This window comes from Holtiella tumoricola (genome assembly GCF_027857615.1).
Lineage (GTDB): Bacteria > Bacillota > Clostridia > Lachnospirales > Cellulosilyticaceae > Holtiella > Holtiella tumoricola.
The window spans coordinates 12055-30700 of the sequence record NZ_JAQIFT010000057.1 but is presented as its reverse complement, the minus strand read 5'-3'; the positions used below and the strand labels follow the sequence as shown (position 1 = coordinate 30700).

Here is an 18646-nt window from a genome sequence, read left to right as displayed (position 1 = left end):
AACTAAGGAGAAAGTATGGATAAGCAGTATTATAACTATTTAGGTAAATGCAAATTAAAGGCAACAGAATACAGAATCATCCTCATGCTCCTAGTAAAACCTTGTACATCTTCACAGTTAGTTAAAGAACTTGGATGCATGAAAAATAACACAGATAGATATATTAGAAATCTTAAAAGTCATGGATTGATAGAAATAGATTATATAGAAGGGGCTAATAAATTTTATAAGCCTGTTACAGATATTAAAAAGCTCATGGCAATTATGCCAGGACAAATGAAAATCGAGTGAAACAAAAGGATAGGAGGGATGGCATGTATCTAGGACGTAATGGAAAATTATATACATATGGGATACTGGAAATGGACTTATGGGTACTACAAGGACTACGTGACATGGACAAAGTAGAAGTTAATATCGATGTTGAATGGACTGAGGCAAGGTTCAGAAATGAAAGTGGTAGATGTTGGCTAGAAAGTCGTAATGAAGCAGGAAAAGTCATTGCATCAGGATGTGATCTTGAAAGGATGCCAGTAAGAATTTAAATCATTAGGAGGTACGAAGATGGTTAGATTTATACAATGTACCAAATGTAATTCTAAAGATATTGAGTTAGAGGAAGACGTAACAATAGGGTTTAGAAAAATAGCAGATAAAGCTACATGCCGTAATTGTGGTAACACTGGGTATTTTCATGAACGTGAAGAACTAGATTGTGAAGAGTGTACTAAGAATAAATCTGAATGTCCAAGTTGTCCAAATTATGGCGAATGGGACTAAGACAAATTAACTTTTGGAGGGGAAAAATGAAACAAGATATTAAGAAAGCAGATGCCATTATCAGATATATAAATGCAAGTGAAGGTTCAGAATATAGTTTTAGTACAGAAGAAAAAATAGTAGCTTTAAATATATTGGAACAATTGAAAGGGTTAACAATACTTAAAGCTACTAAAATATTAAAGTTTTGCTTAAAAGCTATATGTATAACAAAAATCTAGAGCAGGTCAGAGTATGCTTTTAAAACTTCATTTTGAATTTTAGCATCATGTTCTTTAATTGTATTAGAAATTTTAGAAATCGTCTCTAGATAAATGTTGGCATACTCTTCTGGTGTTTTATCTGAGTAATCAAACTGAGATAAATATTGAAGGGTAATGCTATGAAATTTTTTAGAGTCTTCCATATTGGGACCACCTTTCTATATATTTCAGCTTGGCAGAGCTGATAAATAAATTATATGGGTGTATAAGAAAAAATTCAAATAAATAAAATCAATTTTTTAAGGAATGAGGGGTTAGGATGACAAGAGACGAAGCGAGGGAACATTTTAAAGCATTAGGCTTAGACTACTCAAAAGTGACTAGATTAAGTCTTAGAAAGTTACAGAACATAATCGAAGAAGAACTTATTAATTACTTAGAAGAAGGATCAATGGAATCTGGACAGATGAACATGACAATAGCAAGCATAAGAAAAAATGACGTGCTATTTGAAGATGGGAAACTCATAGTTGCACGTGTACAAGTAAATGGGGCGTATTTTAGCAGGAGAGAAGCTGTAACATTCAATCGTGACGGATTCATAGGGTTTGGTGGAGAACTCAGTGACAAGAACGTACAGCCAATACTTAAAGCGTTCTGTAAGTGGTGCTACACGATTTAATAAAAGTAAATTTTGAGAGGATAAATTAAATGAGATACAGAGTTAGTTATGAGAACATGCATTATGTAATTTATGAAGGTGAAAAACCAGTGTTACATTGCTCAAAAGAAGAAACAGCAACTCTAGTTGTATCAATACTAAATAATGAAAATAATGAAGATGAGTTAAAGGCAGCCTTGCGATTAATAGCAGCTTATGAAGAACTAGAGATTGAAAAAAATATATTCAATATCAGTACGGATCCTAAATGTAAGGAGTGTAACCATGGGTACAGTTGCTGGTGCAATGACTGTGAAGGCTACAGTAATTTAAGTAAGTAAAAATAATTTTTGAAAGGATGAGGACTCAATGGGATCAAGTGATATAGAGCAAGTAATTATTAAGTACAAAGATGGCACAGAAAAGGTACTTGATAAAGGCATGGTAGTTTCTACAGAACAAGATGAAGAGGAGATCCATGTAAGCATGTCCATGTGCAACATGAGTGGAAAAGAGGTTACATTCTACTTTGAATCACTTATTAGAGCATATGCACAAATGCAAGGGTGGGATGATTTGTATGAAGATGAAATACAAGCTCTTGAAATTGATTGACAAGGTTATAGGCAGAGAGGTTTGCAGGTGTGACAGATGCGGTAAAAGGCTAACAGTAGAAGAAGAATATTACTATGATTACTATTGCGAAAAGTGTGAATGTGAAATGTATGAAGAGTTCGAAATGAGATCTACAAGGGATTGGTAGGGACGTTCGTGTTCTTACCATATCTAAAATCTAAGTTTTATAGGATGAGGGAAAAGATAATTAAAAACCTCATTGTTTCAATCAATGAGGTTTTATATAAAAATATTATTTAGTTAAGAATAAATGATTTTTTCTTTCCGTTCTTTCCTAGTGGGTATTCTCTAATACGTACAACAAAATCTAAGTTAACTATTTCAATAGTATTTTTATTTTCTACTAAGATAGCACCCTTGTTCACTTCTTTTATCACTCCTGTTAATTGTGAATTAAAAGTATATATTAGACATTCTTTGTCAATGAATTTTTTTGCTAATTCTAACATTAGAAATTCCTCCTTTTTGGTTTTTTGTTTGGTAATATGTTTAATTAAAAATTTATTGTTTTGATTTTGTATAAATAAAACAATAAGTAATGGTAAAAATATAGCAATATATATTGTTGGGTTCAACAGACTCACCACCTTACAATTATACAAATAATAAATCTCTATAAAGTAGAAATCTTATAATTAATTAAAGTATAACAAACGTTAAAAAATAAATTCAAGTAATAACATATTTTTTTGATCAGATGTAAATAAAAAAGAATAAAAAATAGAAACTCACTATCTTTGGAGATGAGTTTCTAGAGCAGAATTAAGAAAGTCTAAAGTAACTATAATTTATAAAGATAAACCCATTTATAGCCTAGGTATTTGTAAGAATTAGTATTTATAGGAAATTTGAAGAATTTACATATACGGAAGGGCTCACCTAATCTACATACATATCTTACAGTATTAATTTCAACTATAGGTTCCATTCCTTCGTGAATAATTACGAGTTCTTTTTTTTCTTGATTGCAATAATCGATAATTTCATTAGTAAATTCACGAGGTGTAGTAATGGGCTTATTAGGCTCAAAATATAGATCATAATTATAAGATAATGTTTTTTTCATAAATATGCCTCCTTTTTATGTTTATTTAGATTTAATCATAAAAAAGGGATAAATGCAAATTTAATAAAATAGTTCTTTGAGGAGGGCGCATGGAAGAATTACAGTTAAAACAAGTCAATGATACACGCTGGATAGGGATTTTCAAAGAAAAAAGATTTGAAATGACAGTTGAAAATTATGGGTGTGACTTTACGTTAGAGGATGGAGAACTTACAGATCTTGAATGGGAAGACGTATGTCTGCGGTTTTACCATGATGACTATGAGTATGTAGAATCAATAAAATAGTTTTTTTATGTATAGAGTGACCTAAGGAGGATACCAGGCTAGGTCACTCTAGATAAATAAATTATAAGGGCGTCAAGACAATTGACTAATTAAGATCCATTAATATGGTGTGTAAAATTATTTAGATATATACATTAAATAAAATTAGTTTTTGAAGGTATAAATATGAAGCACATATAAGAGCAGAGCAAAATAGTAAAAGGCTCTAACAAATTATTGCTACAGCCTAAATAAAATTATTACCAAAGAATAAAGTATGCGATTAATAGTAAAATAGGAGTTAATATATTAATTGTAATAATAATATGTTTTCCTTCTTTAAGAGCTAAAATGGATGGAATGATACCTATTGCTAATAAAGGTAAAAAAGTAAGATGAAATAAATCAAATACAATTAGGCTAGAAATAACACAAATTATAAATATAGTCTCCCATAGTTTTAATGAATTTTTCATGATTATATCCTCCTCATATTAGTAATTGTGAAAGGAATAATTCCTATTTAAGAGCTATTATAAACTATGCTAAAAAATTATACAAATATTTTTATATATAAGTTTATAAATATATAGAGTAAATGCCAAGTTTTGAGATAGCATATATTATCTTAAGAAAATATGTGGGATATGTTATAAAAAATAGAAATTTATAAAAACAAGAATAGAAAAGATAGTTAGTTAATAAAAATTGATTTTGAGTGGGCAAAAAAATAAGCACTAGTTGGAGCTAGTGCTTCCCGAAATCGGGAGGGAAAATGTTAAAAAATATGTATTAATCATGTCAAAATAATAATATCACAAAAGAAAATGAAAATCAATATCAAATAATGAATTGATAAATAAAATTTGCTTTTGAAAGGAGAAAAATATGTCTGATGAAATTAAATGGGAGTGTCCAAGGTGTGAGAAAATCAATACATCTGAATGGGCTAATGCAACGACTGAGTATCAAAAGTGTGAACATTGTGGAATCACATGTGATGTTCAAGTGACAGTAGTATTAGAGGGTGTAGAAGTTATTGAATAGGATTTGTATTACAATGTATTACAAAAATCTAAATGTAATACATTGTAATACACGAAAATAAGAAAATGTATTACATTGTAATACAAAACGGAGGAATTAGGATGAAAATTATAGCAGTAGACGCAGGTAAATATGCAACAAAGGCATTGTCAGCAAGTGGGGATAAAGTTCTTTTTAGAACAAAGAGTACACAACTTACAGCAAGCTTAGATATTGAAGCAACAGGAAACAGTAATAAAGTTATTTATGAAGATGATACATATATTATTGGAGAACAAGGCGAACAGATAGACTACGGGCTTGAAAAAAATACATTACTACATAAGATGGCCATATATACAGCAGCCTATCGATTGGGATGCAAAGGAGAAATAGCAGCTGTTATTGGCTGTCCTACGAATATCTATTTAAGTAAAGAGAATAGAAAAGCCTTTCAAGATAACATTAAGCAAAAGCCTAAGAAGTTTGTAGTAGATGGGAAACTGCAAAATATTGATTTTAAAAGAGTATTGATTATGCCAGAATCGTCAGGGGTAGTTTATACAAATAAAGAACTTTTTATAGGTAAGCGAGTAGGTGTTATTGATTTAGGTGGAAGAAACATGAACTTTGGTATTTACGATAATCTCGTGCCTCAACCTAATTCTATGATGACAACCAACCAAGGCTCTATGCATATAGAAACCATGATTAAACGAGAATTTGAAGCGAGATATAGAAGAGGCTTAGCACCAAGAGATCTAGAAGATATTATTTTAAATGGTGGTATTAAGTACCAGGGTAAAGTTGAGCCTGAAAGTAAAAAGGCTTTAAGTAAAATCTATAAGGTATATGTTGAGGAAGTCATTGCAGATTTAAAGAAAGAGTTTCCACTGGACTTAATGGATATAGTCGTTACTGGAGGGACAAGCATACTTGTTAAAGAAGCACTTCAAGAGGTAGTACCACATGCTCAGGCTGTTGAGGAAACACAGTGGACTAATGTGGCAGGATTTCTTGAAATAGGGAAGGTGAAGTTTAAGTGAGTAAACCACGTGATATAGTGCCAGTTGGTTTTGATAATGATCCTGAGCTGCATGACTATGTGAAGTCAAAATGTAAAGGAAATAAATCGGAGTTTATACGTTACTGTATTAGAAAAGAAATGATGGAGGAAAGAAAAACATCACTAAATGAAAAAGACTTAGATGTTAGGATAGAGAACATAGTTAGGAAATGCCTTGAAGAGTTTAACCCAATGGTAGTTAAAGTTAAAGGTGAAGATAATCACGAGGATAAAGATTTACTTGAGGCAGCAAGTTTTTTTGATGAGGATTAATTGAATAAGGACCTGTACACTTGGATTAAATTTTGATGATTTAGTCCAAGTGTTTTGGTGCTTATTTAAGCAATCAAATGAAAGTTTGATATTTAGGAGGGATTAGGATGAAAGATTATTTACAAGAGACAATGGAGTGTTTAGGAAACTATAAAGAGTGCGAGACGAAACTTGAAGCCAAAAAAGCTTTTTTAAATAGGTTAAAAGAAAATAGAGAAAAGCGAGATAGAGAAGTGGGGATAAAAAGCATTACATATGATGAAATACCAGTTAAAACTAATAAAATTACATCTAAAGTAGAGTTAATTGCAATTAAAAATATTCAAATGGAGTTAGATTTAGAAGAAGAGATAGATTCCTTACAGTATTATTTAACACGAATTAACTTAATTATGATGGACTTAAAAGAGGAGTGGCGACAAGTATTAGAATTAAAATATATAGAAGGCTATACTTGGGAGTATGTATCTAGGAAAACGGGGTTAAGTGAATCAACATGTAGAAGATATGCTAAAGATGGAGCTAAAGCATTTGCTGATAAAATAAAGGGTGAAGAAAGTTATATTGATTTACCTTTATTTAAGTATATTTATATTGATAAAGTAGAGCAGGCATAAGTCTGCTTTTTTTAGTACTCAAATACTGATTTTATTGGTTATGGAAATATATAGATGTAAAGAGGATTTTATATTATTTAATAATTTGACTTATAAATATGTATAGTAGTATATTTTATAATATATAAACAAAAAAGTTATTTTTTTATAGGGGGGAAAATATGATAAAAAAATTAGTATTAAATGACTTTAGGATATTTAATAATCATGAGGTGATCCTTGGAACAACTATTACTGCAATAGCAGGACAAAATGCGACTGGCAAATCTACGATTTTAGGTGTGTTAGGAAATGCATGTGAAATAAAAGCAGCCAGAGGCAAAACAATAACTAATAAAAGATTTCAAACAGAGTTCTCGGAAATAATGAAAGGGTCTCAAACATATGATAAAAAGAATGGTGAAATAGGTACTTTATATTATGAATATCCTACTATAGAAGGGATAAATGAACTTTCATTTAGGGTAACTTGGCAAAAATGGAATCCTGAGGATGAAGAGGCTACTAGATTTAGAATAATACCCAAACGACATTATGATGTTTTTTTAGAGAAAGAGACTGAAAGTAAACTAATGATACCTTCTTTTTACTTAGGATTAAGCAGATTAAATCCTTTAGGGGAAGAAGATATAGGTAATATTAAGGAACATAAAATCAGTAAATCATTACTGACAGAAGAAGACCTTCAGTGGCTTTATAAAAATTATACTCATATTTTATCTCTTAATAGTGAAATAGAGAGTATATCAAACTACAGTATGGGGAAAAAGATTTCTGGTGGGGTAAATACACAATTATATGATTATATAGGAAACTCTTCAGGGCAAGATAATTTAATGCAAATACTATACGCACTATTATCTTTTAGAAAATTATATATAGAATCTTGCGATAAGGAGGAAGTATGGACAGGTGGTTTATTATTAATAGATGAAATAGATGCCACATTACATCCAGCAGCGCAAATAAAACTTATAGATTTAATATATAATATATGTAAAGAAATATGCATACAAGTTGTATTTACGACACATTCTTTACAAATATTGGAATACCTAGATAAGAAAAATAAAAAAATGAATGATATAAATATAGCATATTTTACTACTGCTAATAGTATACTACAAATAATAAATAACCCGCCATATGAGGCAATGGAGAATGATATGCTTATTAGTGATTATTACTCAAAAAGAAAAGTAAATCAGATAGCATTGTATTCTGAAGATGATGAAGCAAGATGGTTTATTAAAAGATTATTAAAAGATTATATTTCCAGAATAAAAATAATAGAGGTAAAGCTAGGAGGAGAATCATTATTAAACTTATTACAAAATGATCCTTCGTATTTTAGAAATGTTTTATTTGTTTTAGATGGAGATAAAGATATATCTAAAACTAAATATAAGGACTTGCCATCTAAGCATTGTAATATTGTTATTTTACCCGGTAATACAAGTCCTGAGAAATTAATATATAACTATTTAATAGGTTTACATCCTACACATGAAATATTAGAAAGTAATTTTATAAAAGGGCTTACAATAAGAATGATTGAAGAAAATGGACCATTAAGTGATAAATATAGTAAATATACTATAGAAAGAGAGAGGTTTAAAGAGTGGTTTAAAGATAACAAGGTGATGTTAGAAGATATAGATGTGTTAGAATTCTGGAAACAGGATTATCCTAATGAATATAAAGAATTTATACAGCAGTTTCTTAATCGATATAATATTGTTGCTGCTCGTACAAACCTTCCTAAAATTAATTAGTTCTGGCCAAATAGCAGTTATTTTGTTAAAATAAAGGGAAGGAGGGATTAGAGTGAAAAATCCTTTGAGATACCCTGGTGGAAAAACAAAGCTATATTCTTATGTAAAAAACTTATTAGAAACACAAAATAAAATAGGATGCACATTTTATGAACCGTTTGCTGGAAGTGCAGCACTTTCTATTATGTTATTAGAAAGTAATATAATTAAGGAAGCCATAATTAATGAAAAGGATCCATTAATATATTATTTTTGGATTTGTGTATTTAATTATACAGAAGAATTAATAAGTTTAATAGAACAAACGGAGATAAATATAGAAAATTGGTATAAATATGCTGAATATAGGAAAGATAATGTAATTGAAAATAAATCAATAGTAGAAATTGGTTATGCGGGATTATTTTTAAATCGTACTAATTTTTCAGGAATTTTAAAAGCAAATCCATTAGGTGGAAAACAACAAACTTCTAATTATAAAATAGATTGTAGATTTAATAAAAAATCTATAATACAGTGTATAAGGCGTTTATCGTTATTAAAAGAACGTATTAGAGTCTATAACTTAGATGCTTTAGAGTTCATGAAAAAACATCTTAGATATAAACATAGTAAAAAAATATTTGTATATATAGATCCGCCATATTACAAAGAAGGACCGGGATTATATAGATATTATTATACGCATCAACAACATTATGAGTTGGCCAAGTATATTAAATCAAAAAGCTTTCCGTGGTTAATAAGTTACGATAATGTTGATGAAATTAAAAATATGTATATTACTAATATATACATAAATATTTATTTAGACTACTCGATAAAAACATCAAGAAAAGAAATAGAGTTATTAATTTCCAACTTAGAAATACCACCAATTGAAGAAGAGAACGAGGTACTGATTGGCTAATACAGAATATAGTGTGTATTATAAAAATACCATTTGAGGTAAGTCGTGATGACTTACCTCTTATTTTTTTTAAAAGCATGAACAGATGCTGAACAGGTAGTGAACAGATGGTGGTGGATTTTGAACAGGAAAGAACAGATGTTGAACAGCTACTGAACAGATAGCCGTGTTAATATGTTAATGGGTGAACGAAAGAAATCATCCTAAATATTGAGTTCATCCTAATTCCCCCGAATATTAAAAAGATAGGGTAACCTATCAAATATCCGTTTTAAATGCACCTGGTGATATGATCTAGGTGTATTTTTAGTTTTAATCCTTGTTCAAAACGGTGTGTAATAACCCAATAAAAAACTGTTTTGTAAAGGAGAATATAACAAATGATGAATCCACCAATACCTCGTATGGGAGGAAAATCAAAATTAAGAAAGACTATCTTAGAAAGAATACCTGAGCATACTTGTTACATAGAGCCATTCTTTGGAGCTGGATGGGTATACTTTGGTAAAGAACCGAGTAAGGTTGAAGTGATTAATGATGTTGACAAAGAACTTATAAATATGTTCCGTATGATCAAGTATCACGCACCAGAAATAGAAAGAGTATTAGAGTATGAGTTTTCTGGTAGAGATATGTTTGAAGAGTATAAGCACTGTACAGTTGAATATCTTACCGAGATTCAAAGAGCAGTACGTTTTCTCTATCTCATATCACAAAGCTTTGCAAGTAAGGGTGAAACCTTTGGTTATGGAACAACCAGTAAGCCAGCGCCACAGATATATTATCAAGGCGTACTAGGTAATATAAAAGAAAGACTTAGAAATACATATGTTGAGAATAAAAGCTTTGAGGATATTATCAAAAGATATGATAGACCTCATAGCTTTTTCTTTTGTGATCCACCTTATTTTGAAACTGCAGGTTATGGGAATGAGTTTGGAGAGCAAGAGCATCTTTTGTTAAGGGATACATTATCTCAGATAAAAGGTAAATTTATGGTTACAATCAACGACCATCATAAAGTAAGGGAATGGTACAAAGATTTTAACATAGAAGAAGTACAGGTATCCTATTCAATAGCCAAAGAACAAAAGGCTAGAAAAGAATATGGAGAGCTAATTATTACAAATTATTGAGGAGAGGCGTATGGGTATTAAAACAAAAGCTATCAAAGATAAAGAGCTAGAGATATCAATTTATCAATATTGTAAAAAGTACGATATGATGCTCTATATTATGCTCTTACTAATTCGTTATACAGGTTATAGAGTAAATGACTTAAGGTGCCTAAGAAAAAGAGATATCAGTGGAAAATACTTAGAAATTGTCGAGAACAAGACGAAGTATCTGGAACAGAAGTATATAGATAAGGCTGAAAAAGAGGGGACGACTCCAAAGCCACCGAAGAAGGCAAGGAAAATTTTAATCCATCCTACATTAAAGAAAATACTTGATGAATATACGAAAGATATGGAGATGTGGTCTGTATTATTCCCAAGTCCAAGAGGTAGAAATAGACCTTTATCCTATTCTCAGTTTGATAGAAGGTTAGACAAAGTCACAAAAGAATTTAATCTAAAAGATTTTGGTTTTCATTCTTTTAGAAAGATGTGTTTTCTAGCTGTATATGAAGATAATGGCAATAGTATAGAAAAAGCTCAGCATTATGCAGGGCATACATCTTCATTAACAACGAGCATTTATCTAGATTTAGACCAAGAAACTAACGATAAAATCACTCTTGAAATGAAAGACCCTTTAAAGGGATTAATCGGAAGTTAAAAAAGCTTGGGAAATACTTGCGACATTGTGAACTATGTCTATTATTAGTAAAACAATAAATTGTTTAAAAGCTTTGAAAGACAACAGGAAATATAAAATTAAAAGAATGCGAGAGACATAATAGATATAACGCATAATATTGTAAAGAATTGGGAATAAAAGGGTGACAAATAGGTAGTATTTAGTAGGTACTTCCAGAAGTCAAAAATGGATTGCGGTTCCATGTCGCCCGAATGTTCCCTAGTTCCTAATGGTTTAAAATCGAAAGTACCGTTTCCGTTAAGGAGGTTATTTGATGGTTAATATTGAGATTGACAAGGTAGCTTATAAGATGGCAACCCGTAAGCTGGCTCATATGCCAAAAGGTATTAATAAAGCCACAAAGAATGCAATTAATCGAACCATTTCAGCTACTAACAAAATGGTTCATACTGAATTAAAAGATACCTATACCGTAAAGGTAAGTGAAATGAAACATGGACTAGAGAAAGAAAATGCAACAATATCCAAGTTATCAGGTAAAGTGGTTGCAAGTGGACCAGTTCTTAGAGCTTCAGGTTTTAAAAATGATACAAGTATTGCTAAAGAATATACAGTGTCTATCAAAAGAAGAGGCAAAAAAGCATTACCTGAACAAGTTTTCGTTGCAAAAATGCCTAAAAATAATGGTAAGCAACGTAGGCAACATAAAGGCATCTTTATTAGAAAAGGTAAGGAGCGATTAGGAATAAGAGAATTGACAGGCCCATCTATTCCGGGTATGGCAAGTTCAAAACCTATTAGAGGGAAAGTTACCAAAGCAATGTACCAGAAGTTTAATGAACGTTTTGATCATGAAGTGAACTATTTGCTAAGTAAAAAGTAAAAGAAAGGAGAAAGGGTATGTCTAAGGTAGAAAGTATTGATTCATTAACTGTATCATCAGCAGTGTTAGCAGATTTATTAGGTGTAACTGATAGACGGGTAAGACAGTTAGCAAGTGAGGGTATTTTTACACGTGTATCCAAAGGACGTTATAACTTGCCAGATAGTATTAAAACCTACTTGAATATGCTGAAGATGGAAAAAGACATTATCAATTCCCATACAAATGGTGAATTAGATTTAGAGCAAGAAAGAGCGATTAAGGTAAGAGTTGAAAGACATCAAGCTGAAATTAAATTAGCATTGATGAGAGGTGAGATTCATAAAGCTGAAGATGTTGAACAAGTAATGATTGATATGCTAACTTCATTTAGGACAAGACTTCTGAACATACCACCTAAATTGGCTCCTATTCTTGCAGAGAAGAATAATAAAGCAGTTATTCAAGAAATTATTAATGATGAACTTATTGAGGTTCTGCATGAGTTAAAAGACTATAATGCTGAGGACTTCTATTCAAAAGAATACATAGATTATGATGAAGGAGAAATTGATGGATATGGCCTTAACGAAGAAGAAAATCAACTATAAGACCTTATGTCTTTTTAGTAGAATCGCAAAAGTCATGTCTCCTCCTCCTAAGTTAACCGTAAGCCAGTGGGCGGATGAGAATAGAAGATTATCAGCAGAAGCTTCAGCAGAACCAGGTCGTTGGAATACAGATAGAGCACCTTATCAAAGAGAAATCATGGATGCTATAAGTGATTTATCTATTGATACTGTAGTTGTAATGAGCTCTTCGCAAGTAGGTAAGACAGAGCTTGTATTAAATATGATAGGGTATTGTGTAGACCATGATCCTTCTCCTATTTTAGTTATGCAACCAACAGATGGTATGGCACAAGCATTTAGTAAGGATAGGTTAGCACCTATGATTCGTGATACACCTGTATTGAAAGGAAAGATATCCGATGCTAAAAGTCGTGATAGTGAAAATACTATTTTGCATAAGAAATTTCCAGGAGGGCATATCACCATTGTAGGTGCACAATCAGCAGCAGGCCTTGCATCTAGACCTATTCGTATTCTCTTATGTGATGAGGTAGACCGATATCCACTCAGTGCAGGAACTGAAGGAGATCCTATTAAACTTGCAGAAAAACGTACCAATACCTTTTGGAATAGAAAGAAAATCTATGTTTCAACACCGACTATCAAAGGAATGTCTCGTATAGAGCAAGAGTATAATGATAGCTCTATGGAGGAATGGTCTATAGAATGTCCAGCATGTGGCACTTATCAGCCTTATGAATGGGAAAGGTTACACTTTGAAGATTTAACAATGGAGTGTGTAGGTTGTAGAGAAAGATTTAGTGAGCAGGAATGGAAAGCACAGCCAGGAAAGTGGATTGCTAAAGGTGAAGCTATCAAAAAAAGAGGATTCCATCTTAATGAAATGGCTTCCCCATGGAAACACTGGGATGAAATTATAAAGGATTTCAAGGATGCAAACGAACACTATAAGAAAACAAGAAGTGTAGAGCAGCTTAAGGTATTCCAAAATACTTCTCGTGGTTTGCCATGGGAACTAAAAGGGCAAGGTGTAGAAGATGATACGATTCTTGATAGAAGAGAAAAGTATGATGCAGATATACCAAATGGTGTGCTTGTTTTAACTGCAGGAGTAGACGTTCAAGATAATCGCTTTGAGATAGAAGTTGTTGGGTGGAGAAATGGCTATGAGAGTTGGGGAATCCAATATCATACCATTTATTGTGATCCAGAAAAAGAAGAGTCATGGACAGAACTTGAAAATTGGCTAGAAAGAGAGTTTTATTTTAGTGACGGCAATAGTCTATTAATCGCAGCTACTTGTATTGATACAGGTGGACACTTTACAGATAACTGTTATAAGTTCCTAAAGAAAATGGAGAAGAAGCACAAGCGCATTTATGGGATTAAAGGGCTTGGTGGTTCGGGCTATCCACTTATCTATAAAAAGAGTACCAACACAAAAAATGGTGTTGGTATTTTTATTTTAGGCGTAGATCAAGGAAAAGAACTCATTATGGCCAGATTGAACACAGAAGAAATGGGACCAGGTTATTGTCACTTTCCTAGTAATCCAGAACGTAATTATGATGAGCAGTATATGAAAGGTTTAACCAGTGAAAAACGTGTGATATCTGTTAACAAAAAAGGAGAGTCGAAGCTTGAATGGATTAAAAAGTCAGGTGTTAGGAATGAGCCATTAGATATTAGAAATTATGCAACAGCAGCAGTTCAGATTTTAAATCCCAACTGGGAGTCATTACAAGAAAAAATAGATAATGGGATTAACTACATGAAACAAACAAAAAAGAAAACAACAATAAGACCACGTGGAAGAGTGGGGGGAGGCATTGAAATCTAATGAGTAACTTATTAGAAATGAAGAAAAAAAGACTTGAAATGTACTATGAAGCAGAACAGGCTATACTACTTAATCAGTCTTATACAGTTGATGGGATGACACTTAACCGTGCCAATTTATCTCATGTTCAAAAACAGATTAAACAGTTAGAAAATGACATACGAAGAGCTGATGGTAAAGGCAGGCGTGTAAGACGAGTGATTCCATTAGATTAGGAGGTTGAAGATGATGAATGTGATTGATAAGTTCTATGAAGCTGTAAATCCACAGAAAGCCTTAGATAGAGAGGCTGCCAGGCTAAAACTTAGTATGGCAAGACAAATCAATCCCTTAAATAGTGGATATGATGGTTCAGGTGCATCACGTACAAAAAAATCTATGATGGGTTGGAGGGCAGACAGTAAAGGTACATTTGAAGATATTGAAATGAATCGCCAACTGTTAACACAGCGTTCAAGAAGTTTATGTATGACATCACCGATAGCAATATCAGCCATTAAAACAACAAGAACTAATGTTATTGGAGCAGGCTTAAGATTAAAGAGTCGTATAGATTTCAACCTTCTAGGTATCACACAAGAAGAAGCAGACCAATGGGAGAAGCAAGTGGAGCAAGAGTTTAATCTATGGGCAGAATCAAAGTTTTGTGATGCATTAGGACTAAATAGTTTTTACGAGTTACAACAAATTGCATTAATGTCTTGGTTAATGAACGGAGATAGCTTTACAATCATACGCCACCTACAGCCTACCCCGTATATGCCATATGGTTTAAAACTACATATTATTGAAGGAGATAGAGTATGTAATCCATCATCTAATGGTAATGTCAGTCAAACTGCTAAGTATAAAGACAATCAATTACTGAATGGTGTAGAGGTTAATAAGTATGGCATGGTTGAAGCCTATCATATTTGTAATAGACATCCTCAAACAAATGGTAAAAAAGAATGGCAGCGTATTAAGTTTATAGGAGATAAAACAGGACTACCTAATATTCTTCATGTGATGGAAGCAGAAAGACCAGAGCAATATAGAGGTGTTCCATATTTAGCACCAGTTATTGAAAGTATTAAACAATTAACACGCTATACAGAAGCAGAGCTTATGGCAGCAGTTATAAACGGCTTTTTCACCGTATTTATTAAATCAGATTCCCCAGAGGATGTAGATGATGATTTTACAGGTTTACCTCAAGAAGGTGGAACTATGAATGATATGCCAGACTACAAGTTGGGACCAGGGATGATTAACCTTTTAGGTGCAGGTGAAAGTATAGAGATAGCTGATCCAAAGAGACCGAATGTTAACTTTGATGGCTTTGTTTCTTCAATGTGTAAATATATTGGTGCTGCCTTAGAAATACCTTATGAGCTTTTAATAAAGTCTTTCACAGCAAGTTATTCAGCAAGTCGTGCGGCATTACTTGAAGCGTGGAAGGCTTTTAGAATGCGAAGAAATTGGTTTGCAAGTGATTTTTGTCAGCCTATTTATGAAGTATGGCTCAGTGAAGCCATTGCAAGAGGGCGCATAAATGCACCAGGATATTTTGAAAACCCACTCATAAGAAAAGCTTATGCCGGAGCAGAATGGAATGGACCAGCACCAGGACAATTAGACCCTGTAAAGGAGGTGGTTGCATCTGCAAAAAGAATAGAAATAGGTGTTTCAACAAGAGAAAGGGAAGCTATTGAAATTAATGGAAGTGACTTTGATAGAAACATAGAACAACTTACTCTAGAGCAGGAAAAAATGAATCAACTCAACAAAGGAAAGGAAGGTGCATAAAGTGAAGTTTTGGAATGTCAACAACGTTACAAATGATGAGGGCGAACTTATTTTATATGGTGAAATCAGAAGTAATAAACCTTGGTGGTCTGAAGGGCAGATGATTACACCAGAAGAGTTTTTAAAAGATATGAAAACCTTAAGAAACAAAAATAAGGTGACAGTCCGTATCAATAGTAGAGGTGGGGATGTATTTGCAGCCCAAGCTATTTTTACACATTTAAAAACACTTAAAGCGAAAGTAGAAATTATTATAGAAGGTATTGCAGCAAGTGCAGCGACCATTATTACATGTGCTGGAGATACTGTTAAGATTAGCCCTGGTTCAGCATTTATGATACATAATCCCAGTATTACAGTATGGGATAGCTTTGAAGCAAAAGACCTTGAACAACTGAAAGAGATGCTTGATAGTGTGAAAAATTGTATCATAGAGACTTATTGTACTAAGACCACATTAAGTAAATTAGAGTTAGCCGATATGATGGATGCTGAAACATGGTTAACAGGTCGAGAAGCAGTTGAGAAAGGCTTTTGTGATGAGCTATTAGAGGATACAAAGGTAACGAATAACATTCTTAATAATCGCATGGTACTCGTTAACAATGTAGCACATGACCTTAGTGGGTTTAAAAATATGCCAGTTTTTGAACCTGTAAATATAAAACAAGAACCACAAGACAATCAAATTGGCAATGCACCAGCAAATCTAACTAAGGAAAATCAAAATGAAGGGAGTAGTACAATGACATTAGAAGAAATTAAAGCAAATCACCCACAGCTAGTAGAACAAATTAAAAATGAGGCAAAGCAAGAGGAAAGAGAACGTATCAAAGCGATTGAAAATATCTCGGCAACTATTGGCAAGGAACTTGTGGCAAAAGCTAAGTTTGAAGAGCCTATGGATGCAAAAGAACTAGCCTTCCAAGCACTACAAAATCAACAGCAAAATGCATCCCAGTTCTTAACAAATCTTAATGAAGATGCGAAAAATTCAGGTGGAGATAATGTTACTGCAGAATGTAAGGAGCTAGACCCTGAAGAACAAATTAAAGAAAAAGTGAGTGCACTAAGTAATGCACTTAACAAAGATAAAAGGAGAGTGAAATAAGATGGCCAAGTTAGTTCAAGATGGAGATACATTTACACCAGATCATTTATTTATAAGTGGTAGTGTCACAGCGCTTACACAAGGGATTACTTTAGTAGCTGGTACCAATGCTAAAAGAGGTGCAATTATTATTGCAGATGCAAGTACTGGGAAAGGTGAAGTAGCAGACAAGACAAAAACAGACCATAAGCTAGTAGGTATCTTGACGGATGATGTGAATGCTGAAGCTGATACGATTGCAACGGTGTATATCACAGGACATTTTAATCAAGAGGCTCTAAGTTGTATTTCAGGCACATCATATAAGGATTACGAATATGAAATGAAAAAATTAGGTATGTACTTAGATACTGTTAAGGGAGGAAATTAATATGTCACAAAAATTTACTACGATTGAAATGCTTCAAGCATTAGATTTAAGAAAACCTATTGGAAGTTTCTTCACAAGCTTTTTCCCAGTAAGCAATACACATGTAGCTGAAATTTTACAATTAGAAATCAAAAAAGGTAAGCGTACGATGGCACCATTTGTTGCCCCACGTGTAGGTGGAAAGGTCATGAAACGAAGTGGTTCAACGACTAAACTTCTTCAAACACCTAAGCTTGCACCAGAACGTCCAATGACAATTGATGATATCAGTAAAAAAGGTTTTGGTGAAAGTATTTATTCAAATAAATCACCAGAAGAACGTGCAGTAGAGTTACTTGGAAGAGATATGACGGAGCTTGAAGAAGCTATTCAACGTAGAAAAGAATGGATGGCACGTGAAATTCTTTTAACAGGAGCTATTAACGTTCAAGATGAAGAAGATGGAGTTGACGTAGAAATTGATTTCAATTTCACTAATAAGACAACACTTTCTGGTGAAGCACTTTGGACTGCAGCTACATCAAATCCTATTGAAGATTTAGCAACATGGAGAAGAGCTATTATTAAAGCTACTGGAAAAGCACCTACAGTATGTATTATGGCAAATGATGTCTATCAAACATTTAAGGTACATCCAAAAGTAAATCAAGAAAGACAACTTATTAATGCTTCAAATATTAAGATTGAACCACGTATTATAGATCCATCTCTTACATTCCTTGGACGACTAGTAGAACTTGATTTAGATATTTATAGCTATGATGAATGGTTCGTAGATGATAATGGTGTAGAGCAACCAATGTTGCCAGCTGGTAAGCTTATGTTACTTCCAGAGGAAGTGGGTTCATTTGAATATGGTTCTGTTACACAACTTGAAGGAGAGGACTTTATGACCTATGAAGCTGAAATTGTACCACAAGTACTTGCTGATCCAAGAAATAATATTAAGACAGTACGTTTAACATCAAGACCACTTCCAAAACCAAATGATGTAGATAGTTGGTATGTAGCAACTGTTACAGCAGGAAACTAGGAGGGA

29 protein-coding genes are annotated in these 18646 nt (G+C 32.7%); 25 read left to right on the top strand and 4 right to left on the bottom strand.

Going from position 1 to position 18646, the window contains the following annotated elements; genetic code table 11:
• Nucleotides 1-15: 15 nt before the first annotated feature.
• Genes PBV87_RS15390 through PBV87_RS15375 form a run of 4 tightly spaced genes read left to right on the top strand, consistent with a single transcriptional unit; the run spans nucleotide 16 to nucleotide 1001 of the window.
• A complete protein-coding gene (locus PBV87_RS15390; RefSeq protein WP_271012841.1) occupies nucleotides 16-291 on the top strand; it encodes a helix-turn-helix domain-containing protein in 276 nt (91 codons plus the stop codon).
• Nucleotides 292-314: 23 nt separating this feature from the next.
• Nucleotides 315-545 carry a hypothetical protein gene (locus PBV87_RS15385; RefSeq protein WP_271012840.1) on the top strand — a complete coding sequence of 77 codons (231 nt, stop codon included), beginning with the start codon at nucleotides 315-317 and terminating at the stop codon, nucleotides 543-545.
• A gap of 19 nt (nucleotides 546-564) precedes the next feature.
• The gene (locus tag PBV87_RS15380) at nucleotides 565-780 is read left to right on the top strand and encodes a hypothetical protein (RefSeq protein ID WP_271012839.1); all 216 of its coding nucleotides are present in this window, start codon (nucleotides 565-567) and stop codon (nucleotides 778-780) included.
• Nucleotides 781-806: 26 nt separating this feature from the next.
• Nucleotides 807-1001, top strand: coding sequence for a hypothetical protein (locus PBV87_RS15375; protein ID WP_271012838.1), 195 nt, complete (start codon nucleotides 807-809; stop codon nucleotides 999-1001).
• On the opposite strand, the gene PBV87_RS15370 is transcribed toward PBV87_RS15375, so the two are convergent.
• Nucleotides 998-1186, bottom strand: a complete 189-nt coding sequence (locus PBV87_RS15370) for a hypothetical protein (RefSeq protein WP_271012837.1) — start codon at nucleotides 1184-1186, stop codon at nucleotides 998-1000. The genes PBV87_RS15375 and PBV87_RS15370 overlap by 4 nt on opposite strands.
• Nucleotides 1187-1302: 116 nt before the next feature.
• On the opposite strand from PBV87_RS15370, the gene PBV87_RS15365 reads away from it, so the two are divergent.
• From PBV87_RS15365 to PBV87_RS15350, 4 genes are read left to right on the top strand one after another with little or no spacing between them, the layout of a single operon-like run.
• Entirely contained in the window at nucleotides 1303-1665 is a 363-nt protein-coding gene (locus PBV87_RS15365) for a hypothetical protein (RefSeq protein WP_271012836.1), read from the top strand.
• Between the two features lie 29 nt (nucleotides 1666-1694).
• On the top strand, nucleotides 1695-1985 hold the full coding sequence (locus tag PBV87_RS15360; protein ID WP_271012835.1) for a hypothetical protein: 291 nt from the start codon (nucleotides 1695-1697) through the stop codon (nucleotides 1983-1985).
• A 28-nt stretch (nucleotides 1986-2013) separates the two neighbouring features.
• The gene (locus tag PBV87_RS15355) at nucleotides 2014-2259 is read left to right on the top strand and encodes a hypothetical protein (protein ID WP_271012834.1); all 246 of its coding nucleotides are present in this window, start codon (nucleotides 2014-2016) and stop codon (nucleotides 2257-2259) included.
• On the top strand, nucleotides 2231-2407 hold the full coding sequence (locus tag PBV87_RS15350; RefSeq protein WP_271012833.1) for a hypothetical protein: 177 nt from the start codon (nucleotides 2231-2233) through the stop codon (nucleotides 2405-2407). The genes PBV87_RS15355 and PBV87_RS15350 overlap by 29 nt, the downstream gene beginning before the upstream one ends.
• 109 nt (nucleotides 2408-2516) lie before the next feature.
• Here PBV87_RS15350 and PBV87_RS15345 read toward each other — a convergent pair whose 3' ends face one another.
• Nucleotides 2517-2729 carry a DUF6897 domain-containing protein gene (locus tag PBV87_RS15345; protein WP_271012832.1) on the bottom strand — a complete coding sequence of 71 codons (213 nt, stop codon included), beginning with the start codon at nucleotides 2727-2729 and terminating at the stop codon, nucleotides 2517-2519.
• Nucleotides 2730-3061: 332 nt separating this feature from the next.
• Nucleotides 3062-3346, bottom strand: coding sequence for a hypothetical protein (locus PBV87_RS15340; protein WP_271012831.1), 285 nt, complete (start codon nucleotides 3344-3346; stop codon nucleotides 3062-3064).
• Nucleotides 3347-3435: 89 nt separating this feature from the next.
• On the opposite strand from PBV87_RS15340, the gene PBV87_RS15335 reads away from it, so the two are divergent.
• Nucleotides 3436-3633 (top strand): hypothetical protein, encoded by a 198-nt coding sequence (locus PBV87_RS15335; protein WP_271012830.1) that lies wholly within the window; start codon nucleotides 3436-3438, stop codon nucleotides 3631-3633.
• 239 nt (nucleotides 3634-3872) lie between these two features.
• Here PBV87_RS15335 and PBV87_RS15330 read toward each other — a convergent pair whose 3' ends face one another.
• A complete protein-coding gene (locus PBV87_RS15330) occupies nucleotides 3873-4088 on the bottom strand; it encodes a hypothetical protein (RefSeq protein WP_271012829.1) in 216 nt (71 codons plus the stop codon).
• Nucleotides 4089-4500: 412 nt separating this feature from the next.
• Between PBV87_RS15330 and PBV87_RS15325 the strand changes: the two genes are divergently transcribed.
• The 16 genes from PBV87_RS15325 (at nucleotide 4501) to PBV87_RS15250 (ending at nucleotide 18640) form a co-directional block, all read left to right on the top strand.
• Nucleotides 4501-4659: a hypothetical protein gene (locus tag PBV87_RS15325; RefSeq protein ID WP_271012828.1), complete on the top strand. Its 159-nt coding sequence runs from the start codon at nucleotides 4501-4503 to the stop codon at nucleotides 4657-4659.
• 101 nt (nucleotides 4660-4760) lie between these two features.
• On the top strand, nucleotides 4761-5684 hold the full coding sequence (locus tag PBV87_RS15320; protein ID WP_271012827.1) for a ParM/StbA family protein: 924 nt from the start codon (nucleotides 4761-4763) through the stop codon (nucleotides 5682-5684).
• Nucleotides 5681-5977 (top strand): hypothetical protein, encoded by a 297-nt coding sequence (locus tag PBV87_RS15315; RefSeq protein ID WP_271012826.1) that lies wholly within the window; start codon nucleotides 5681-5683, stop codon nucleotides 5975-5977. The genes PBV87_RS15320 and PBV87_RS15315 overlap by 4 nt, the downstream gene beginning before the upstream one ends.
• A 107-nt stretch (nucleotides 5978-6084) precedes the next feature.
• The gene (locus PBV87_RS15310) at nucleotides 6085-6594 is read left to right on the top strand and encodes an RNA polymerase sigma factor (RefSeq protein WP_271012825.1); all 510 of its coding nucleotides are present in this window, start codon (nucleotides 6085-6087) and stop codon (nucleotides 6592-6594) included.
• Nucleotides 6595-6755: 161 nt separating this feature from the next.
• The gene (locus PBV87_RS15305; protein ID WP_271012824.1) at nucleotides 6756-8369 is read left to right on the top strand and encodes an AAA family ATPase; all 1614 of its coding nucleotides are present in this window, start codon (nucleotides 6756-6758) and stop codon (nucleotides 8367-8369) included.
• A 52-nt stretch (nucleotides 8370-8421) separates the two neighbouring features.
• Nucleotides 8422-9279 carry a DNA adenine methylase gene (locus PBV87_RS15300; RefSeq protein ID WP_271012823.1) on the top strand — a complete coding sequence of 286 codons (858 nt, stop codon included), beginning with the start codon at nucleotides 8422-8424 and terminating at the stop codon, nucleotides 9277-9279.
• A 380-nt stretch (nucleotides 9280-9659) separates the two neighbouring features.
• Complete coding sequence (locus PBV87_RS15295; protein ID WP_271012822.1) at nucleotides 9660-10415, top strand: DNA adenine methylase; 756 nt, start codon at nucleotides 9660-9662, stop codon at nucleotides 10413-10415.
• Between the two features lie 10 nt (nucleotides 10416-10425).
• Nucleotides 10426-11061: a tyrosine-type recombinase/integrase gene (locus PBV87_RS15290; protein ID WP_271012821.1), complete on the top strand. Its 636-nt coding sequence runs from the start codon at nucleotides 10426-10428 to the stop codon at nucleotides 11059-11061.
• 295 nt (nucleotides 11062-11356) lie between these two features.
• On the top strand, nucleotides 11357-11926 hold the full coding sequence (locus PBV87_RS15285; RefSeq protein ID WP_271012820.1) for a hypothetical protein: 570 nt from the start codon (nucleotides 11357-11359) through the stop codon (nucleotides 11924-11926).
• A gap of 17 nt (nucleotides 11927-11943) precedes the next feature.
• Complete coding sequence (locus tag PBV87_RS15280) at nucleotides 11944-12516, top strand: hypothetical protein (RefSeq protein ID WP_271012819.1); 573 nt, start codon at nucleotides 11944-11946, stop codon at nucleotides 12514-12516.
• A complete protein-coding gene (locus PBV87_RS15275; RefSeq protein ID WP_271012818.1) occupies nucleotides 12479-14338 on the top strand; it encodes a phage terminase large subunit family protein in 1860 nt (619 codons plus the stop codon). Before PBV87_RS15280 ends, PBV87_RS15275 begins: the two co-directional genes overlap by 38 nt.
• Entirely contained in the window at nucleotides 14338-14553 is a 216-nt protein-coding gene (locus tag PBV87_RS15270) for a DUF6148 family protein (protein ID WP_271012817.1), read from the top strand. The genes PBV87_RS15275 and PBV87_RS15270 overlap by 1 nt, the downstream gene beginning before the upstream one ends.
• A 10-nt stretch (nucleotides 14554-14563) precedes the next feature.
• On the top strand, nucleotides 14564-16126 hold the full coding sequence (locus tag PBV87_RS15265; protein WP_271012816.1) for a phage portal protein: 1563 nt from the start codon (nucleotides 14564-14566) through the stop codon (nucleotides 16124-16126).
• Between the two features lies 1 nt (nucleotide 16127).
• Complete coding sequence (locus tag PBV87_RS15260) at nucleotides 16128-17237, top strand: head maturation protease, ClpP-related (RefSeq protein WP_271012815.1); 1110 nt, start codon at nucleotides 16128-16130, stop codon at nucleotides 17235-17237.
• 1 nt (nucleotide 17238) lies between these two features.
• On the top strand, nucleotides 17239-17607 hold the full coding sequence (locus PBV87_RS15255) for a head decoration protein (protein ID WP_271012814.1): 369 nt from the start codon (nucleotides 17239-17241) through the stop codon (nucleotides 17605-17607).
• Between the two features lies 1 nt (nucleotide 17608).
• On the top strand, nucleotides 17609-18640 hold the full coding sequence (locus PBV87_RS15250; protein WP_271012813.1) for a major capsid protein: 1032 nt from the start codon (nucleotides 17609-17611) through the stop codon (nucleotides 18638-18640).
• Nucleotides 18641-18646 lie beyond the last annotated feature (6 nt).

What these genes read in the sequence shown, in the direction of transcription:
- PBV87_RS15390 (WP_271012841.1), top strand. Translation starts at nt 16, where the DNA reads ATGGATAAGCAGTATTATAACTATTTAGGTAAATGCAAATTAAAGGCA.
- PBV87_RS15385 (WP_271012840.1), top strand. Translation starts at nt 315, where the DNA reads ATGTATCTAGGACGTAATGGAAAATTATATACATATGGGATACTGGAA.
- PBV87_RS15380 (WP_271012839.1), top strand. Translation starts at nt 565, where the DNA reads ATGGTTAGATTTATACAATGTACCAAATGTAATTCTAAAGATATTGAG.
- PBV87_RS15375 (WP_271012838.1), top strand. Translation starts at nt 807, where the DNA reads ATGAAACAAGATATTAAGAAAGCAGATGCCATTATCAGATATATAAAT.
- PBV87_RS15370 (WP_271012837.1), bottom strand. Translation starts at nt 1,186, where the DNA reads ATGGAAGACTCTAAAAAATTTCATAGCATTACCCTTCAATATTTATCT.
- PBV87_RS15365 (WP_271012836.1), top strand. Translation starts at nt 1,303, where the DNA reads ATGACAAGAGACGAAGCGAGGGAACATTTTAAAGCATTAGGCTTAGAC.
- PBV87_RS15360 (WP_271012835.1), top strand. Translation starts at nt 1,695, where the DNA reads ATGAGATACAGAGTTAGTTATGAGAACATGCATTATGTAATTTATGAA.
- PBV87_RS15355 (WP_271012834.1), top strand. Translation starts at nt 2,014, where the DNA reads ATGGGATCAAGTGATATAGAGCAAGTAATTATTAAGTACAAAGATGGC.
- PBV87_RS15350 (WP_271012833.1), top strand. Translation starts at nt 2,231, where the DNA reads ATGAAATACAAGCTCTTGAAATTGATTGACAAGGTTATAGGCAGAGAG.
- PBV87_RS15345 (WP_271012832.1), bottom strand. Translation starts at nt 2,729, where the DNA reads ATGTTAGAATTAGCAAAAAAATTCATTGACAAAGAATGTCTAATATAT.
- PBV87_RS15340 (WP_271012831.1), bottom strand. Translation starts at nt 3,346, where the DNA reads ATGAAAAAAACATTATCTTATAATTATGATCTATATTTTGAGCCTAAT.
- PBV87_RS15335 (WP_271012830.1), top strand. Translation starts at nt 3,436, where the DNA reads ATGGAAGAATTACAGTTAAAACAAGTCAATGATACACGCTGGATAGGG.
- PBV87_RS15330 (WP_271012829.1), bottom strand. Translation starts at nt 4,088, where the DNA reads ATGAAAAATTCATTAAAACTATGGGAGACTATATTTATAATTTGTGTT.
- PBV87_RS15325 (WP_271012828.1), top strand. Translation starts at nt 4,501, where the DNA reads ATGTCTGATGAAATTAAATGGGAGTGTCCAAGGTGTGAGAAAATCAAT.
- PBV87_RS15320 (WP_271012827.1), top strand. Translation starts at nt 4,761, where the DNA reads ATGAAAATTATAGCAGTAGACGCAGGTAAATATGCAACAAAGGCATTG.
- PBV87_RS15310 (WP_271012825.1), top strand. Translation starts at nt 6,085, where the DNA reads ATGAAAGATTATTTACAAGAGACAATGGAGTGTTTAGGAAACTATAAA.
- PBV87_RS15305 (WP_271012824.1), top strand. Translation starts at nt 6,756, where the DNA reads ATGATAAAAAAATTAGTATTAAATGACTTTAGGATATTTAATAATCAT.
- PBV87_RS15295 (WP_271012822.1), top strand. Translation starts at nt 9,660, where the DNA reads ATGATGAATCCACCAATACCTCGTATGGGAGGAAAATCAAAATTAAGA.
- PBV87_RS15290 (WP_271012821.1), top strand. Translation starts at nt 10,426, where the DNA reads ATGGGTATTAAAACAAAAGCTATCAAAGATAAAGAGCTAGAGATATCA.
- PBV87_RS15285 (WP_271012820.1), top strand. Translation starts at nt 11,357, where the DNA reads ATGGTTAATATTGAGATTGACAAGGTAGCTTATAAGATGGCAACCCGT.
- PBV87_RS15280 (WP_271012819.1), top strand. Translation starts at nt 11,944, where the DNA reads ATGTCTAAGGTAGAAAGTATTGATTCATTAACTGTATCATCAGCAGTG.
- PBV87_RS15275 (WP_271012818.1), top strand. Translation starts at nt 12,479, where the DNA reads ATGGATATGGCCTTAACGAAGAAGAAAATCAACTATAAGACCTTATGT.
- PBV87_RS15270 (WP_271012817.1), top strand. Translation starts at nt 14,338, where the DNA reads ATGAGTAACTTATTAGAAATGAAGAAAAAAAGACTTGAAATGTACTAT.
- PBV87_RS15265 (WP_271012816.1), top strand. Translation starts at nt 14,564, where the DNA reads ATGATGAATGTGATTGATAAGTTCTATGAAGCTGTAAATCCACAGAAA.
- PBV87_RS15255 (WP_271012814.1), top strand. Translation starts at nt 17,239, where the DNA reads ATGGCCAAGTTAGTTCAAGATGGAGATACATTTACACCAGATCATTTA.
- PBV87_RS15250 (WP_271012813.1), top strand. Translation starts at nt 17,609, where the DNA reads ATGTCACAAAAATTTACTACGATTGAAATGCTTCAAGCATTAGATTTA.